The sequence below is a fragment of the Nostoc sp. EspVER01 genome, assembly GCF_034530635.1.
Lineage (GTDB): Bacteria > Cyanobacteriota > Cyanobacteriia > Cyanobacteriales > Nostocaceae > Nostoc.
In genome coordinates this window covers 173,161-188,966 of sequence record NZ_JAVRCS010000001.1, presented here as the reverse complement: position 1 = coordinate 188,966, position 15,806 = coordinate 173,161, and the positions used below count along the sequence as shown (strand labels likewise).

10 protein-coding genes and 1 pseudogene are annotated in these 15,806 nt (G+C 41.1%); 7 read left to right on the top strand and 4 right to left on the bottom strand.

Annotated features, from left to right (window positions below; translation table 11 throughout):
• The first annotated feature begins 162 nt into the window (after positions 1–162).
• A pseudogene (locus RMX69_RS00760) lies at positions 163–632 on the top strand (HetP family heterocyst commitment protein).
• Positions 633–1,514: 882 nt separating this feature from the next.
• Here the strand turns inward: RMX69_RS00760 and rpe are convergent.
• The gene (rpe, locus tag RMX69_RS00755; RefSeq protein WP_289799853.1) at positions 1,515–2,222 is read right to left on the bottom strand and encodes a ribulose-phosphate 3-epimerase; all 708 of its coding nucleotides are present in this window, start codon (positions 2,220–2,222) and stop codon (positions 1,515–1,517) included.
• A gap of 171 nt (positions 2,223–2,393) precedes the next feature.
• Here rpe and RMX69_RS00750 point away from each other — a divergent pair, with 171 nt between their 5' ends.
• Together RMX69_RS00750 and RMX69_RS00745 are read left to right on the top strand one after the other, a co-directional pair.
• A complete protein-coding gene (locus RMX69_RS00750; protein WP_322636142.1) occupies positions 2,394–3,989 on the top strand; it encodes a S8 family serine peptidase in 1,596 nt (531 codons plus the stop codon).
• Positions 3,990–4,392: 403 nt separating this feature from the next.
• The gene (locus RMX69_RS00745; protein ID WP_322636141.1) at positions 4,393–5,724 is read left to right on the top strand and encodes a serpin family protein; all 1,332 of its coding nucleotides are present in this window, start codon (positions 4,393–4,395) and stop codon (positions 5,722–5,724) included.
• Between the two features lie 114 nt (positions 5,725–5,838).
• Here the strand turns inward: RMX69_RS00745 and RMX69_RS00740 are convergent, their stop codons facing one another.
• Complete coding sequence (locus tag RMX69_RS00740) at positions 5,839–6,441, bottom strand: hypothetical protein (RefSeq protein ID WP_289799856.1); 603 nt, start codon at positions 6,439–6,441, stop codon at positions 5,839–5,841.
• An 849-nt stretch (positions 6,442–7,290) separates the two neighbouring features.
• On the opposite strand from RMX69_RS00740, the gene RMX69_RS00735 reads away from it, so the two are divergent.
• Entirely contained in the window at positions 7,291–7,500 is a 210-nt protein-coding gene (locus RMX69_RS00735) for a hypothetical protein (RefSeq protein ID WP_322636140.1), read from the top strand.
• Between the two features lie 64 nt (positions 7,501–7,564).
• The gene (locus tag RMX69_RS00730; protein ID WP_322636139.1) at positions 7,565–9,229 is read left to right on the top strand and encodes an FAD-dependent oxidoreductase; all 1,665 of its coding nucleotides are present in this window, start codon (positions 7,565–7,567) and stop codon (positions 9,227–9,229) included.
• Between the two features lie 161 nt (positions 9,230–9,390).
• On the opposite strand, the gene RMX69_RS00725 is transcribed toward RMX69_RS00730, so the two are convergent.
• On the bottom strand, positions 9,391–9,711 hold the full coding sequence (locus RMX69_RS00725; protein WP_289799859.1) for a DMT family transporter: 321 nt from the start codon (positions 9,709–9,711) through the stop codon (positions 9,391–9,393).
• A gap of 311 nt (positions 9,712–10,022) precedes the next feature.
• Here RMX69_RS00725 and eis point away from each other — a divergent pair, with 311 nt between their 5' ends.
• Together eis and RMX69_RS00715 are read left to right on the top strand one after the other, a co-directional pair.
• A complete protein-coding gene (gene eis, locus RMX69_RS00720; protein ID WP_322636137.1) occupies positions 10,023–11,201 on the top strand; it encodes a GNAT family N-acetyltransferase in 1,179 nt (392 codons plus the stop codon).
• A gap of 530 nt (positions 11,202–11,731) precedes the next feature.
• The gene (locus RMX69_RS00715) at positions 11,732–13,054 is read left to right on the top strand and encodes a serine hydrolase (protein WP_322636136.1); all 1,323 of its coding nucleotides are present in this window, start codon (positions 11,732–11,734) and stop codon (positions 13,052–13,054) included.
• Positions 13,055–13,474: 420 nt separating this feature from the next.
• Here RMX69_RS00715 and RMX69_RS00710 read toward each other — a convergent pair whose 3' ends face one another.
• Positions 13,475–15,643: a cytochrome-c peroxidase gene (locus tag RMX69_RS00710; RefSeq protein ID WP_322636135.1), complete on the bottom strand. Its 2,169-nt coding sequence runs from the start codon at positions 15,641–15,643 to the stop codon at positions 13,475–13,477.
• Between the last annotated feature and the right edge of the window lie 163 nt (positions 15,644–15,806).

Genomic DNA, 15,806 nt, shown 5'->3' with positions numbered 1-15,806 from the left:
TTTATCCCTTGTAAACATCAAACACCGCTCCACTGCTGATAATTTGCCACAAGCAATTCAAGATTTGCAAAAAGGCTAGTGCAGTTTGTACACCTCAATTAAAACATCAACAATCGCAGAGAAGAAAATAGTTTACTTCACCCAAAATAACTAAACACTATGATGAATCAAGACCTTGCTGGTATTAGTAGTAACTTAGATAAGACAGTGAAAGCTCAACAATTTGACAAAGTAGTTGAAGCAATTCTTGCTGGAAAGTATTCCTGGGCATGTGTTTTAATGTTGCGATTTGGTGGTTATAATCCTCTGCATTACATTCCATATCGCACCTACAATCGATTGCTCAAAGAGAACTCTCAAGCCGATAGGACAAAACAACAGCAAAGTGAAAATCTAAAAATGCTGAAACACGCTCATAATTCCCAGTCTGATAATAATGTTTCATCAGCTGCTTAAGCAAAATTAAAGACGTAGCTTATCTAGAAGTCGTTAGAAAGCAAAAAGCAGAACTCCGTGCTGGTAGTTTAGACCAGAGATTGACACAGCAAATTCACGAACATCAATCAAGCAAATCGCCATTAAAACCAGAAAATGTTCAAGACATTTCCTTGAAATCCTGTGGATTCAATTAAAAAGTATTTGGAATCAATAGATTCCGCTCTAAAGTTGATTGATTATCTGAAAGCCTGTTATGCTAATTGGAAATTTATAGCATGACAGGTTTTCTATAGCAGTCATGAATTTGATAATATTTTGCAAAAATCTGCCAAAATGGCAAATATATACTACTGATATTGGTAAACTAATAACAACTACAACCTAAATCAAAATAGAGGTGATTTGGCAATCAAGTTAATTTAAAAAATAAAATCAACGATTAGTTCTAACTATGAAATAAATCAAACTGATTACAAAAGTAGTCAGCATTTCATGGAGTAAATAACTCCTAAACCAAGACCAATAATCCAACTGTTACTACTGGTGGTTCTTTTTCTGAGGAAGTCTGAGCAAAGAGATTTGGCGAGGTGGATTCCCCCAATCCCAATTTTACACAGCTTTCACTGACTGCAGACGGTGCGAGTAATGCTGATAAAACTTTCTATCCTGTGGTTGATGTTGCTTTAGTTAAATATTGCAAACGCTTAACATCAATTCTAGGAACGGAAATAGAAAAGTTACAGTGAAATTGTTGTCCTTGGCTGGTAGAACTAGTAGCTCATACGCTTCTCTTTCGACTATTGTAATCCTAGTCCTCCCAACCTGGATTATCTTTGGTTTATAAACTTTCAATTTATATAGCAACTACTGGAAGGTTCAAAACTTGAATAGCTTCCAGTTTTTTATCTATATATAAAAATATAAAAAAATAAGGTAGGCAATTTGCCCACCTTATTTTTTATGAATACTAGATATTTGGTGCAATTAATCTAGAATCCTTGTAGAGACGTAGCGGTGCTACGTCTCTACAATCTTTTTCACTTCCATGTTTAATGATTGACTAATTCAAAAATGAATTAAACCTTGGCTAATTCTGGAGTAGGACTCTTGCTGTTGCGAATTGCTGTAATAGCCTCAGCATAATCTTTTGCGTTAAATACAGCTGAACCAGCGACGATCGCATTTGCTCCCGCTTCCAAAACTTGCCAGGTATTATTTGCCTTCAATCCCCCATCCACTTCAATCCAGGGGTCAAGACCACGTTCGTCACACATTTGGCGTAGCTTGCGGATTTTGGGTAACACACCAGGAATAAAGCTTTGACCACCAAAACCAGGGTTGACACTCATAATTAGTACTAAATCGCACAAATCTAGAACATATTCAATTAGCTCTAGAGGAGTACCAGGATTAAGTACAACACCAGCTTTTTTACCAAGCTCTTTTATTTGCCCCAAGGTGCGGTGCAGGTGTGGGGAAGCATTATGCTCGCAGTGTACGGAGATAATATCAGCACCCGCCTTAGCAAATCCCTCTACATACTTTTCTGGCTCCACAATCATCAAATGGACATCCAGAGGCTTGGTTGTAACCGGACGAATCGCCTCCACAATCAGAGGGCCTATCGTAATATTAGGTACAAAACGACCGTCCATGACATCAACATGAATCCAATCCGCTCCAGCTGCATCTACGGCACGAATTTCGTCACCCAAGCGACTAAAATCGGCTGATAGGATAGATGGAGAAATTACAATGGGCTTTTGAGATAGGTTTTGGGTCATGGCTAGTGGATTTTTAAGCGTCCTCGTCTGTACGCATTGTAACAAAACATTGAACAAGACTCATAATTTTGATCCCGGTTTTTTGGGGACAAGGGGGAATTATTGAACAAGTCTCTCCTTTGTCTCCCTCCTCTACCTTGTCTCTTCTCCATGCCTAATGACTAATAACTAATGACTAAAAAACTAACCTGGATATTTTGGGGATTAACTGCTTCTTGTCTAAGTGCGCCAGTAATTGCTTCAGCTTTAGAATCTGCACTAGGAACTAATGGCATTGATGCTCTGAAGCTACACAAATCTCCTTATAATTTAATCGGTCGTAAGATTGCTATTGGTCAAGTGGAAATTGGCCGGCCGGGAATGTTTGGGTGGGATAAGGCGGTGTCTAAAAATCGTGCCATATCTTTAGCAGCAGTTTTCTTACGCAATGAGCCAGCTAAGTCTAATAATGGTGTTGACGCCCACGCCTATAATGTCGCCGGTGTGATGGTGAGTCAAGACAAAGCTTTGCCAGGAGTTGCTCCAGGAGCGCGATTGTATTCATCGGCGGTGGGTTCGACTAAAAACATGGGTCAGCCAGAAGAGTGCTTGTCAGCACAGCACATAGCGCTCCAAAATGGTGGCGATCTCCGTGCGATTAACTTTAGCTTTGGGGAACCTCTGAGTCGCGATCCTCGACCGGAAGCTACTTTAGACGGCAATGCTTTACTAACTTTATGTGTTGACTGGTCTAGTCGCGCTCATGATGTTTTGTATGCGATCGCTGGCAACCAGGGGAAAGGTGGTATTCCTATTCCTACAGATAATTTTAACGGAATAAACGTGGCTTTTTCATCCCGCCGCGGGGGAGTTTTTAACAAAGTAGACGTGGCTAATCTGGCGGGTGTTAACCAAGGGGTGAATGGAAGACTAGCTGGAAGGGAATTTGACCTGGATGGGCGTCGCGCTATCAGTTTAGTTGCTCCTGGTAATAATATTCCTTTGCTCAATCCAGATGGCAAATTGAACAAGGTTACAGGTACTAGTTTTGCCGCGCCTCAAGTTACGGCTACCGTTGCTCTGTTGCAAGAACTTGCAGACCGACAGATGCGGACAAAACAACCCCACTGGAGCATTGATTCTCGGCGTCATCAAGTGATGAAAGCTGTATTGCTGAATTCAGCAGACAAACTTTTAGATAGCGGCGATGGCTTAAAGTTGGGAATGACGCGGACGCTAATTGATAAGCAAAATCAAAACTGGCTAGATTCTGATGCTTATAAAGATCCAAAGATTCCTTTAGATGCCCAAATGGGAGCGGGTCATTTAAATGTATTTCGCGCTTATCAACAATTTAGTGCTGGTCAATGGCAAGCATCAGCTGCGGTGCCGGCTATTGGTTGGGATTATCGCACAGTTGATGTTGGAGCATTTGTTGACTATATATTAGCAAAACCCTTAAAGCAGGGAAGTTTTGTTGCTGTCACCCTGAGTTGGGATCGATTGGTAGAACTCAACGATAAAAATAAAAACCAGCAATATGATCTAGGCGAAACTTTTCGCGATCGCGGCTTAAATAATCTCGACCTATACTTAGTAAAAGCTGATGCTCAAAATTCTGATGCTGGTGCTATTTGCTCCTCAATCAGCCAAATTGATAGTGTAGAACATATTTTCTGCCCCGTTACTGCTACTGGCAATTACAAAATCCGTGTCCAGTTTCGTCAAAAGCTCAATGAAGCGACTCAACCCTACAGTTTAGCTTGGTGGAGTGTACCTATTAATTAATTGAAATAGGGTAGCACAAATATCCGTGTAAAATTATAGCGTTTTTCTCGTTCCCATACGGAGTATAGGAACGAGATTTCGTGCCTATGATAAAGGTTATTCGATCTATAAAAACCTCACAGAAGTGGTTATTTTATGATTACGTAGCTTACAATACGTTTATACGTAAAGATAAAAATTCTTAGAAATCAAAATTTTTTATAAGTCGTCTGTATAGCCGTCTCAATAAGGTATTCGCAACTCCACAAGTTGTGTTTAATTACTCTGAGCTACTAATTTGCTGTTACGAAAACTGTAACAGTCCCATTTTTCTATAGGAGTAAATGCAATAGTTAGTCATTGACACAGTATCTGCGTCAACTCTGAGCACAAATCGGGAATCTTTGGCAAGTGAGGTAGCAGAATGAATCGCCATAAATTGAGTGATGCAAAAGAAAATTTCCTGCAAAGACGTTACGGTGTGAGTCTAGGTAGACGTTATGCTCTGGCAGCTGCAAGCGTTGTTCTATTCAGTGTATTAGGGTGTTCTCAAGTCGATAGTAATAAAAGTGCCCTTGCCCAATCTAGTTTACCTCAGCCAGAAACTCCATTGCAAAAAAAAACAGCGAAAACTGATACAAAAATCGTTGAGTCTAGCAATAAGTTTGGCTTCAAACTGTTTTCAGAAGTGCTGAAAAACGATCGGGGTGGGAATAATATTTTTATCTCACCTTCGAGTGTTGCGATCGCTCTTGCTATGACTTACAACGGCGCTAGCGGTTCGACTCAACAAGCAATGGCAAAAACCCTAGAATTACAGGGGATGAATCTACCAGAAATCAACTCTTCTTATGCGGCGGTATTAAAACAGCTTTTAGACAATTCAGATGCGAAAGTGCAATTGAATATTGCTAACTCACTTTGGGCAAATCAAGATGTTAGCTTTGCACCAGACTTTCTCAATAGAACCCAGGACTTCTATCAAGCCAAAGTCAGCAATTTAAACTTTCAAGATGCCGCCGCATCTAATATTATCAATAATTGGGTCAAAGAAAATACTAACGGCAAAATCACTAAAATAGTTGAAAAAATTGAACCAAATCAGGTATTATTTTTGATTAATGCCATATATTTTAAAGGTAATTGGACTAACGAGTTTGACAAGAAAGAAACTGCTCCATACCCTTTTTACATCACATCTGGTAGGCGAAAACAACACCCAATGATGTCACAGGAGGGTGATTATAGATACTATGAAAGCGAGAAGTTTCAGGCAGTTAGTTTACCTTATGGGAAAGATGGTAAGATAAGTTTTTATATCTTTTTACCCGAAAAGAATTCTAACCTCAAAGCCTTTTATCAAAACTTGAATGTTGAGAACTGGGAAAAATGGATGACTCAGTTCAACAACCAAAAAGGGTTTATTCGCTTACCCCGCTTCAAAACAGATTATGATATTACACTCAATGATGCTTTAAAAACTTTAGGTATGGGGGAGGCTTTCAGCAACAAAGCCAATTTTTCTGGCATGGGTAAAAATTTTGCCATTAGCGAAGTTAAGCATAAAACTTTTGTTGAAGTGAACGAAGAAGGTACCGAAGCGGCGGCTGCTACTTCAGTGGGAATAGTAGCAACATCTTTTAGAGAAGAACCAGAACCATTCCGAATGATTGTTGATCGTCCCTTCTTCTGTGCTATTCGGGATAATCAGACGGGAAACATTTTGTTTATGGGTTCAATTATCGAACCACAATGAGGATGTAGGAGGCATTGAAGACTTCATCTTTTTAAAAGAGAACTTCCAAAAAATAAAATCCTCAGTGAATATAAATGATTAATTTACATTCACTGTATGTGCAGATAATAATTTTTAGAAGTCATTATCCGTAAAGGGAACTATGGATGGTGAAAATTTTGTTAGTGATGGGGAAAATTCTAACCTCGCGGCATAATCATCTGTTTGTGATAGTTCCAGTTCAATTGTTTGCTGTTCTTTTTCATCAAAAAGCAACTGAATTTGATAACTTGTCCAGAATTGTTCACCTAGTTCATCTTCTAAATCAAAAGGCTGTTCTTCATCACCCCATATATTCGACCAAAGGACTATTTGATTAGCCCGAAAATGGTTTTGACCTTTTGTATCTCCAACTACAAAATATACTTCGACATTTAAATCGAATCCCAAATCATCGACTTCTGCCTCTGCTATCTGACAGCTAACGACAATTAAACTATCTGGATTAATATCTACTACCTGCTGTTGGCGTTGCAATAATTCTTGAAATACAAAACTAGGTAATAACTTTGAACTCTCCTCAAGTAGGTTTTTTTGAGTTTCTGGAGAGTAACGAGTTTTTAATTCTTGCGTGATTAAATTTAAAATATCTTCACTGGCTAAATTGACAACTATCTGTTTATTTGCGGGATTAAGGAAACATCCTTGATTAAGATTAATGTGTTTTTCAATTGGCATAGTTCTTTAAAATCCTTTTAATGCGAACGGATAATTCACAAATCAAGCTCAAACAAAGATAAGGAATAAATATTACTTTAGCTTCTGTTCTATATTTTTAGCAAGACGTACTTAATAGCAATTGCATCTTTAGTTCAAGCAAAATTACTGATTGAGAAGATGTCAAATTACTAAATGGTGTTTCTGGCCTAGAGATTTTCTTTGATGCCGATCGTTTTGATGGTAATGGATCTGAGCAATTAGTTGGTATTATTCAAAATCAACAATCTTTAGTGGTCTATCAAGCGAAGTTTGAAGGGTAAATAAACGAACCACAAAGGCGCAGAGGGCACGGAGAGAGAAGACAAGAGATGTTTCAGAAGTGTCTCACTCAGCATAGTTGGCTTGACAGAGTAATAGATAATCTGCAAATTAATTTAGGTCAAGCAATTACAACTATCACCTAACAATAACTAGACTTCAAGTAGCTAAATGCTGTTTAAAGAGTGGATTTTAACTATAATACTTAAGCAATACTATAGTTAGGGTAATTTGCCAATTAGTACTAGTACAAGAACATCGTAGCGAGTTATACGAGCTTTTGACAAAGTACAGATGATTTGCCAATACCTCAATGGAAGGAATGCCCTGCTGCCTGATTTAATCCAGTTTCAGATTAGCGTGAATGACCCAAATAGTTTTATGATTCTCTACGAAAGCATATTTGAAATTATTTAGGTCTACTACCAAAATATTCTCAAGCTCATTCTGGAACATGGTTAATGGTGTGAATTACCGAAAGGTGATTTGTGCAATACTGGTTTTGAACCTTCTTCCAGGGTCAAATAGAGTACAGGGAGATGCAAAAGTATGGTTGAACACCCATTTCATGACCAACTGAGTTTAGAGGAACAAACTGAAAAACTCGGCAAGCAAGCAGTAAGCTTGGGTTTGATTCCCAGCTTTGTGGTGCATTACTTTCCTGATACCTGGGTATTTTATATACCCAATGAAACTCAATCGCAACCGCTGACACCAGAAGAGGCATACTTTCGTTTAAAGCAACTGGTTAAACAGTAGATATTTTGACGACACATTTTTGAAGATAACGGCTAGACACTGCAATTGTTAAGTAACAGTAGTTATGGCGAAACCAGCAATTTTAACCGTGGATGACGATCCAGAAGTATTGCAAGCGGTGTCACGAGACTTGCGTCATCAGTATGGCGATCGCTTCCGCATTGTCCGGGCAGATTCAGGTATCACGGCTCTGGATGTAGTACAGCAACTAAAATTGCGGAATGAAGCAGTTGCTCTATTTTTGGTTGATCAACGTATGCCCCAAATGGGAGGCGTGGAGTTCCTAGAACTAGCAAAAGACATCTTTCCCGATGCGAAACGCGCCTTGTTGACGGCCTATGCAGATACGGATGCTGCGATTAAATCGATTAATAGTACCAGACTTGATTATTACTTACTCAAGCCCTGGAATCCACCAGAAGAGAAGCTATATCCGGTTTTAGATGATTTGCTAGATGACTGGCTAGCTGGATTCCGTCCACCCTTTGAAGGCATTCGAGTCATTGGTAATCGCTGGTCGCCTTTTTCACATCAGGTGAAAGACTTTTTAGCACGTAACCAGGTTCCATTCAAATGGTTAGATATTGAACTGGAACCGGATGTAGAAAAATTGGTGGAATACGCCCAAGCTGATGGCAGACAGCAATTGCCATTGGTATTGTTTCCCGATGGTTCCCGATTAATTCAACCATCTAATTTAGAGATTGCCGCCAAAATTGGACTGCAAACTCAGGCAGAGCGCCCCTTTTATGACTTAGCGATCGTGGGTGCTGGCCCTGCCGGATTAGCAGCCGCCGTCTATGGCGCTTCTGAGGGATTGAGTACTGTATTAATTGAGCGTGAAGCGCCAGGAGGCCAAGCAGGTACGAGTTCGCGGATTGAAAACTATTTAGGGTTTCCTGTTGGCTTGAGTGGCAGTGATTTAGCAAGGCGGGGAGTCACCCAGGCGCGGCGATTTGGAGTAGAAATTCTCACTCCTCAAGTAGTAACTGGGGTTCGACTGGAAGATCCTTATCGGATTCTGCAATTAGCAGATGGTAGCGAGATTAGTTGCCATGCACTTTTAGTTGCAACCGGCGTTTCCTACCGTTGGCTAAAGGTTCCAGGAGCAGAGAAGCTCACAGGAGCAGGAATTTATTACGGTGCTGCTATGACTGAGGCGATCGCCTGCGCCAACGAAGAGGTTTACTTGGTAGGCGGGGCAAACTCTGCTGGACAGGCAGCAATGCATTTTGCTAAGTATGCTAGCAAAGTGATTATGTTGGTGCGGGGTGAGTCACTAGCATCAAGTATGTCTCAATATTTGATTGACCAAATTGCCGCGACTGAAAATATCAAAGTTTGCACGGGTTGCAGCGTCGTAGAAGTCAAGGGAGAGGAACATTTAGAAGCAATTGCGATCGCCCATGCTAAAACTGGACAAACCGAAACCGTGTCGGCGCGATCGCTGTTTATTTTCATCGGTGCTAGCCCTAAAACTGATTGGCTCGATGGTGTTATTCACCGCGATGCTCAAGGGTTTATCATCACAGGGCCAGACTTAGTGCATAATGGCAAATCTCCTCGTGGTTGGTCTTTAGAACGCTCTCCTTTCTTATTAGAAACCAACATTCCCGGAATCTTTGCAGCCGGAGATGTCCGCTATGGCTCAATTAAGCGGGTGGCATCCGGTGTGGGAGAAGGTTCGATCGCCATTCAATTTGTTCACCGTTACCTAAGTAATATTTAGCTAAAGCAGCCAATACTAAGCCGTATAAAATCTGCAAACCCTCTCCCCTGCTCCCCTATCCCACTTCGACTACGCTCAGTGACCACCTGCCCCCTGCCCCCCGGTTACTGAGCGTAGTCGTTGGCGCAGCCTCTCGTAGAGAAGTATGCCCCCCTGCCCCTTCACTGACTTGCGTTGATGCCAATTACCCCAATGATTATTAAGGAGATCGACACAAGTTTGATGAATGTGGCAGATTCCCGAAACCAAATAATCCCAATAAGAGCGACTAGAATAGTTCCTAATCCAGCCCAGACAGAATAGGCGACACTTACTTCAAGTCTCTTGAGGGCAAAGGTCAAAAAAGTAAAACAAAGTCCATAGAAGACAAATATTAATACTGAAGGAACTATTTTAGTAAATCCATCCGATAATTTCATGCAAGTTGTGCCTGAAACTTCAAAAAGGATGGCAATTATAAGGTAAATCCAACTTGTTGACATATTTTTTGTAAGTGGTTTGTTAAGAGCAACTCGCCCTAAAAATAGAATAAACAGTCCTGAAGTAACTCATTAAAAATTTTTACCAGTGTAATATCAATTCTCCATGAAGATGCTTTGGAGGGAGGGCATAGCGGGAGATAAATATATGCAGCTTCACAAAGAAACGGTGTAGGTGTTCCAACATTTAAAACCAAACGTGCAGTAGTATAATTGAGGCTATTCCGGGGCTTTATGGCGATGAAATTGCTCAAGTATTAGGGCAATATCTGCTGTAGTGTGATTGTGTTTTTGTCCTACTAATGGTATGAGAAATGACGGCTCAATTTGAATACAGCACTCTTGCCGATCCACAGGATATTCAGCAGCTGATATATATCCTTGAGCAGTGTTTCATCACCCCAGTTGGTGGCGAGGAAGCTTATGTTAATCTCATTGGCGTAGAAAATTTCCGTATTATTCGGGGATTTGGGCAATTAGTTGGTGGATTGGCAACTCTGGATATGGGCCAGTGGTGGGGTGGTGTGCGTGTACCAATGACAGGAATCGCCGCAGTGGGTATTGCTCCAGAGTATCGTGGTTCGGGAGCTGCGATCGCTCTCATGCAGCAGACGCTCAAGGAACTTTATGCTAGAGGTATACCGCTCTCTGCTCTTTATCCAGCTGTGCAAACTCTGTATCGAAAAGTCGGGTATGAGCAAGGGGGTAGCTGGTGTAATTGGGAAGTTTCTACTAGGAATATCCAAGTGCGAAAGCAATCCTTACCTTTGCAACCCATAGTGCCAATTAATCATCAAGTCTTTCATGAACTATATCAACAACAGGCGAGACAAACGCATGGATATTTAGACCGACATCCCGCAATCTGGGAGCGCTTAATTCAACCAGATGAGAAGGAAACATTTTACGCATATTTTATCGGTACAAAAGAGAAACCCGAAGGCTATATCCTCTTCAGCCAACATTCAAGAGAGGATGGCGCAATCCTGCGAATCAAAGATTGGGTAATTCTCACAACTGCGGCTGCACAAACATTCTGGTCTTTCCTTGCCAGTCATCGCTCCCAAATTGAACACGTGCGATGGAGGAGTTCTGTAACCGATTCTTTGACATTGCTACTACCAGAGCAAACTGCCAAGCTTAAGAATACGATGCGTTGGATGCTGCGGGTAGTAGATGTAGTTAAGGCGCTGGAGATGCGGGGTTATCCATCGGGAATCGAAACTGAACTGCACTTAGACATTCAAGATAATTTGTTAGATGCAAATAATGGTAAATTCATTCTTTCTGTTGCCAATGGACGCGGTGAAGTTACAAAAGGTGGAAAAGGTGAGTTGCAGTTAGATATCCGAGAATTAGCACCACTATATACAAGTTTGTTCGCTCCCTACCATTTGCAAATAGCCGGAAAACTGTATGGGACAGAAACCGCTATTTCAGCAGCTACGCAAATATTTGCAGGTAGTTCTCCTTGGATGGCTGATTTCTTTTAACGTGAACTGTCAACTAACCTTTCTCTGCGTTAGTTCAAGTCTGTTCCTCTTGAAAGTCGGAGAGGGATTAAAGTCCCCCAAAGGTGAGGTTACAAATAGCTCACAACTCATGTGTATTTATCCTGACTTAATTTTGTTACTTTTCGTCAAAAAGGTAGGAAAAGTGGGATTTTTTGTGGGGTGGACATCTTGTCCGCCCTTGTTTATTATAGGCGGACAAGATGTCCACCCCACAAGATTGGATAATTTATTGATAACCCCTAAATTGGAAACATAATTAATCCTTCGCTCGTCCTTCCGCTAGATTAACAATTTATGTTGTTGTCAACTCACACACAAATTAAACTGTCAGCAATTTACTTTTAATAAGTGATGATGATTTATCGTGCTTATCTAATCCCAAACCTCATCTGGTAAAAATAACTCAACGGGATTTATGACTTTTTCTCCGGAAGTTCAGCACAGTCATCAGAAAACAATCTAAGTAAACCTGATTAGTTGATCCTAACTTGCACACCCACATTCACAAAATGAAATCACATCTACTGGCGATTGGTTTAAGCAGTTTGGTTATAGTTGCAGGACAAGCTAAAGCCTCACAATTACAGTCTTGGTACTATGATTCTAGCCAAAACCAATTAGACCTAACTACCACTTCAGGAATAGAACCAAAAGCCTTTTTATTAGATAATCCTAATCGATTGGTGATTGACTTACCTGGAACTAATTTTAATTCCGATACTGTCAAACGAAGTTTTGGGAAAGCGGTGAAAGAAATTCGCCTCGGCAAACCAGACTCTCAAACCACTCGTTTTGTCGTCGAGTTAGCTCCTGGTTATGATGTAACTTCCCAAAATATATCAATTAAAGGAGATTCTCGTTCTCATTGGAGTTTCAAATTCAATTCATTTAACCGCCAAAATAATCCCATTGTTGGAGAAAATCGAGAAGATATTGCCATCAGATCCACAGATGCATCGACATTTGCTGGAGTTGTAAATCTTGGTCAAGAGATGGCTGGTATTACTTCTCAGATTCGCACTTTGTTGGCAAGTTATAAATCATTGAATCCGGGAATATTTTTCTTAGATTTAGATACAGGAAACTATATAGATATTAATGGCGAAAAAAGATTTGCTGCTGCCAGTACAATCAAATTTCCCTTATTAGTGGCTCTTTTCCAAGAAATAGACGCAGGTAGAATTAAGCTCACCGATAAATTAGTGATGCGGCGCGATTTAAAGGTGGGCGAATCTGGAATTATGCAATACAAACCCATCGGCACTAAATTTAGTGTCCTAGAAACTGCTACCCTGATGATGACAATCAGCGATAATACCGCCACAAATCTAGTTCTCGATCGCTTGGGTGGTGCTGCAAAAGTTAGTCAACGTTTTCGTAGCTGGGGATTGCAAAATACGGCAATGCGGAATCTCCTTCCAGATATCGGTGGCACAAATACAACTAGTTCCAAAGATTTAGTCAGATTGGCGGCCTTAGTTTCTAATAATCGTTTGTTATCCCCAACTAGCCGCAATCAAGTTTTAGGCATTATGCGCCGTGTCAAAACCAATAGTTTACTACCAGCAGGTATCGGTCAAGGAGCGACCATTGCCCACAAAACTGGTACATTGAGATTTATCATTGGTGATGCGGGTATTATTCAAATGCCCAACGGCAAAAGCTATTTAGCAGGTGTTTTGGTGCAAAGACCAAACTACGATCGCAGAGCTGGAGATTTTGTCCGGGAAGTTTCCAGAAGAGTCTATAATTACCTAGACCATACCAAAGTTAGTAATATACAACCAATACTTGGCGATGCCTCCGATGGGCTACGCCTACACACTCGTTAGTCAAGCGATCGTAACTACTAGTCCATCACATCAATGAAGAGTGCTATTAGCGGTAGCGGGGCGTTTAGCCCGTGCTGAGTAGGTTGACATACTCACCGAGAAAGAAGGGTTGGTGATTCTGGAGTAATAAGTAATAAGTAATAAGTAATGAGTAAATACCCATTTCTCATCCACTCTTTACTCATTACTCATTACTCATTTAAAGTCCTGTCACCGATGATAAAAAGCCGTCCTCAAAGGACGGGGCTTCAGACCCAAGTTTTTGGTGAATAAGTTTGTAGTAAGGACTAAAGTCCTTGGTTTGAGGGCTTTAGCCCTCACTACGAACTTGGCAATTGCACCAAATCGCAAAAATAGGGATGTACATTTGTACATCCCTACATATCTATCTGTATTCAGGTATTTCGTCGTGAAATGAGATTAACTGAGGAAATTTGGTGTACCACTATTACCACTCCTACCAACAGCAGGAATTTCCACTGTGTCATCTTTAGCTTTACCAGTGCCGTCATTGACAACGTAATTAGTGTTACCCACATGTCCATTAGGGATAAATAATTGTGGATGGTCAAAGGGCGCTTTATCAAACCGAACTCGGTCATCAGTCAGCGCTTTTAAAAAGGCGACCAATTCCTGTTTTTCTACTGGTGAGAGCTTTAGCGGTGGAAGTAGTCCATAATCACCACCACGATTGTAAAAATCAATCACTTGCTCTAGAGTCGCCTGACCTCCATTGTGGAAGTAGGGAGCAGTTAGTTCCACATTGCGAAGTCCAGGTGCTTTGAAAGCTCCATTTGCAAACACAGGTTCACTGGAATTCAACGGTGGATTAAGGGTTGGGGGATTTTCGCCCAGGAGATTCTTAAATTTACCCAACTGAGCCAATCGTGCTTCTGAAAGCGGATTAGGTTGACCATTATTCTGCAAACCGTCATAACCACCCAAACTGGGGTCTTCTGTGGCAGGTCTGACACCGATATTGAAGAAACCAGTGTCTTCAGGGAATTTGGGGCCGAACGGCGCACGTTTGATTCGTCCCTCTTTAGCCACGTTGCTGACTGAAGCAGCTGTTAATTCTAATCCACTGTGGCAAGCAATACACAGAGCTTTGCCCTCAAACAGTCCTTTGCCTCGTTGCTGCTGCGCGGTTAAGGCGTTGGTGTTTCCTTCCAAGTAGCGATCGTAGGGCGTATCATAGGAAATGAGTGTAGACTCGTACAACTGAACTGCCAGCCCAAAGAATAGCGAAAAGTTGTACTCTAGCAATGTGTACTCATTAGTCTTCAAAGAGCGATCGGGCCTCTTGATAATAGTCCGTTTACCGTCAGAGTCAACTTGGATGAGTCGATTAGAATTCCACCACTCCGGCTTGAAAGCCTCTTGAATCATCTGAGTGTAGGTTTTATCTTTAAGTCCAGGTTGAGGCGATCTACTATCTTTACCTAAAACGCTGTCTTGTGGATGCACAATCTGCTTACCTAGCGGTCTCAGAGCTAATAACTTTTTCGCAAGTTTTCGGGGGAGCTTTTTACCCTTATCAATCCTCAGAGGTGTTATGTCAATTTTCCCGAATTGATTAACCCCCCCGAACTTATCACCAATTTCTTCAAAAGTGCGACCATCTGCGGATGACTCAAAGGAACTGAGTGGCGGCCCGACAGCTTGAGATGCCAAAGACGAGTTCTTTAAGCTGACTTTTACAAATTCTACCCTAATTGGGTTTATAGCCTTGACGACAGCGGCGTTAGGATCTCTTAAACCGAAGGGATTTACCCCATTAAAGATATCTTGTGCCCTTCCATCCCAAAAGTTGCGGAAGTTGAATGCGGCATTAATCACGGTTGGCGTGTTACGCGGCTCGACGCGCCGCACATTGATACCTTTTACGTTAAACACCGAATCTGGCTCGGTTGTAACTTTGTCTTCTGCATTTCCAGGTGTGACATCCACAAACTTCGTATAGAAGATCCCCTGAGAAGAACTGATATCGTTACGGTCAGATACAACAGTCTTAGGATCGTTTGGGTTTGACAGCTTGTGGAAAGGAAAATCTTCTGGTTTGAGTTGATAGTTTGGTAGTCCGCCGACATTGAAAACTGAATCTGGATTCTCTGTACCATTGGCGTTGACCCGCAAAAGCCCAGGAGCAATCTGATTTTTGGATCTATTGTCGGCTCCAGCATGGAAGTGACAACTAGCACAGGAGGTCTTTCCATCGCTCCCAACCTGCATATCCCAAAAAAGAGTCTTTCCTAACTTGATTGCAGCTGTTTTGTCTTTTACGAAGTCTCCAAGATTGTCAGGTTCTGGAACCGATACACTCTTGAGCGAAACTGGAGGTGGCCCTGTAACCTTTGCTGATACAGTATTTCCAGCTATTACTGCTGCCAGAATAATGGCAGCAATTGTTGTAGTTCTTGAAAATTTCGATCTCAAGTAATTAGGTTTGCCATATCTAAATTTCCACTCTTGCCGCTTTATTTTTGTCACCAAAGATTTGAGCAAAAATCGACCTCTTGAGGTCAGCAATAAGTAACTTGATAAGGCAGTCGTAAAGATTACTAAGCTGATTATGGGTATAATCCCCATAGTTGTATTATAAAGTAACACCGAGATAAAGTATACATTTACAAGGCAGTTTTAAATTTAAGATTCATGTAAAGTGAACACACAAATTACGAATTTTATGTGAACAGAAAAAATACCCTCTTCGGGCTACGAATCGTAAATTGAATTTGATAAATTCGTTATT